The sequence below is a fragment of the Bacillota bacterium genome (genome assembly GCA_040754675.1).
In the GTDB taxonomy this organism is placed as follows: domain Bacteria; phylum Bacillota; class Limnochordia; order Limnochordales; family Geochordaceae; genus Geochorda.
The window spans coordinates 1-1,928 of record JBFMCJ010000698.1 but is presented as its reverse complement, the minus strand read 5'-3'; the positions used below and the strand labels follow the sequence as shown (position 1 = coordinate 1,928).

At 69.2% G+C, this 1,928-nt stretch carries 2 protein-coding genes; both read right to left on the bottom strand.

The window, feature by feature from the left end:
• Positions 1-741: substrate-binding domain-containing protein (locus tag AB1609_22650; protein MEW6049235.1), on the bottom strand; the 741-nt coding region annotated here is incomplete at its 3' end.
• A gap of 114 nt (positions 742-855) precedes the next feature.
• Positions 856-1,928, bottom strand: a 1,073-nt coding sequence (locus AB1609_22645; GenBank protein ID MEW6049234.1) for an FGGY-family carbohydrate kinase, incomplete at its 5' end; no start/stop codon positions are given.

Here is a 1,928-nt window from a genome sequence, read left to right as displayed (position 1 = left end):
CGCGGCAAGCAGCGCTTGAACGGCTCCTATGGCCGGCTCATCCCAGGCCGCCCACACGCCGGCGAGGGAGCCCGCCTTCGGATAGGCGGCCAGCAGATCCTGCATCGTCTTGCGGGCGTTGTCCACCGGCCCCGGCACGTTGATGTGGCGCTTCGAGATGACCTTGATGCCGGGGTAGCGGGCAAAGACCTCTTCCGCTGCCTTCGCTCTGGCTCTCACGCCCGGGTGGGGGTCATGGGTGAACATGATCACGTTGCCCTTGTACCCGATCCGCCGGGCCAGGTCCTCGGCGCTCATCCTACCGAGCGCCCCGTTGTCCGACGTAACGTTGACCAGCACGCCCGGCGCCAGTCCGGCATCAATGCCGAAGACAGGGATGCCAGCCGCTTGAGCGGCCCGGAGGCCCTTTGTCATCTGCGCCGGGTCGCCCATGCCCAGGACGATGGCGTCCGCTTTGAGCGCCACAGCGTTCTCGATGGCCCCGACGAGCCGGTTGAAGTCACCCGCGGTGTCGGTGACGGCCACCTTCCAGCCCTTCTCGACCGCGTAGCGTTCGAAGAGGCGGATGACCTCCCGGGTCGTGGCATTGGCCATGTACGGGGTGACGACGCTGATCTGCCGGACGTCCCCACCCGGGGCCGCCATTGCCGACAACGCCACTCCCGAGACGGCCACCGCACACAACAGCACGGCCACCCAACCACGCCGTATCGAGGACAGCCGCATCAATCCGTCGTTCATGATTGCGCCTCCCCTTCGCTCAAGCTCCTCTGGCCGTTCCCGCATTCCCCGGATGCCGACCGGCTCGAGGCAGCCGGACAGCGGTCTGTGGACGTTTCGTCTGCCCTTTCCTCCTCAACCCTCCTTCCCATGTCGTCTCAAGTAGGGATTGCGCTGCCGGAACTCCCGGTATAGGCCGTCGTACGCGGCAGCCATGCGCGGGTCGGGCACGAAGAGGCGGTCAACCGGGAAAAAGCCCGGACTCGGGATGAAAGACCGATACCAGCCCAGAGCCCGCCCGGCCAGGACGGCCGCCCCCCGCACCCCCACGTCCTGAGCACCAGCCAGGCGCCGCACCGGGCACTTGAGGACGGCCGCGAGGATCTCGCACCAGACGTTCGCCCGGCAGCCCCCGCCCGCCGCTCCAATGGGGTCCGCGCTGAACTGCGGCATCGCGTCGGCGATGGAGCGCAGCGCAAAGGCGACCCCCTCCATGACGCTCCTGACGAGTTCGGCGCGGCCTGTGCCAGGGCCGATCCCGACGAAGGCTGCCCGGGCCTTGCTGTCCCGGAACGGCGAGCGTTCTCCGGCGAGATAGGGCAGGTAGAACACCCCGCCGCTTCCCTCGGGCGCCGCCCGCACCAGGGCGCTGAGTTCCTCGTAGGGCGGGTCCCCGAGCTGGCGGCGGATCCACTCCAGGTTGCCGGCGGCCGTCAGCATAGGCCCGATGAGAAGCGTCCAGGATGGCTCGGGGTGGCGAAGCGTGAAGATCCCGCTGCTCGGATCCGCCCGGTCGCCGGGCGAGGTCAGCGCGAGCCACCCGCTGGTGCCCAGGTAAAGGTAAGTGCGCCCCGGTTCGCCGGCGCCTGCGCCGAGGGTCGTCGCGGCAGCGTCCCCCGCGCCGTGGACAACGGGCGTGCCGGCTGGCAGACCGAGGGCCTCCGCCGCCTCAGGGCGAAGACGCCCGACAACTGAGTAAGCCGGTGCTATTTCGGGGAGAAAGTCGGTTCGCAGCTCGAGGGCCTCCAAGAGCTCGACGGCCCAGCGGCCGCTCGCCAGATCCAGAAGCCCTGTGGTCGAGGCCGTCGTCGCATCCGTCACCGACGCGCCGCATGCCACCCACGCGATGTAGTCGTGAGCCCCGAACAGCAGCCGCCGGGCAAGGCGGTACGTCTCCGGCTCGTGCCGGGTGAGCCACAGGAGCTTGG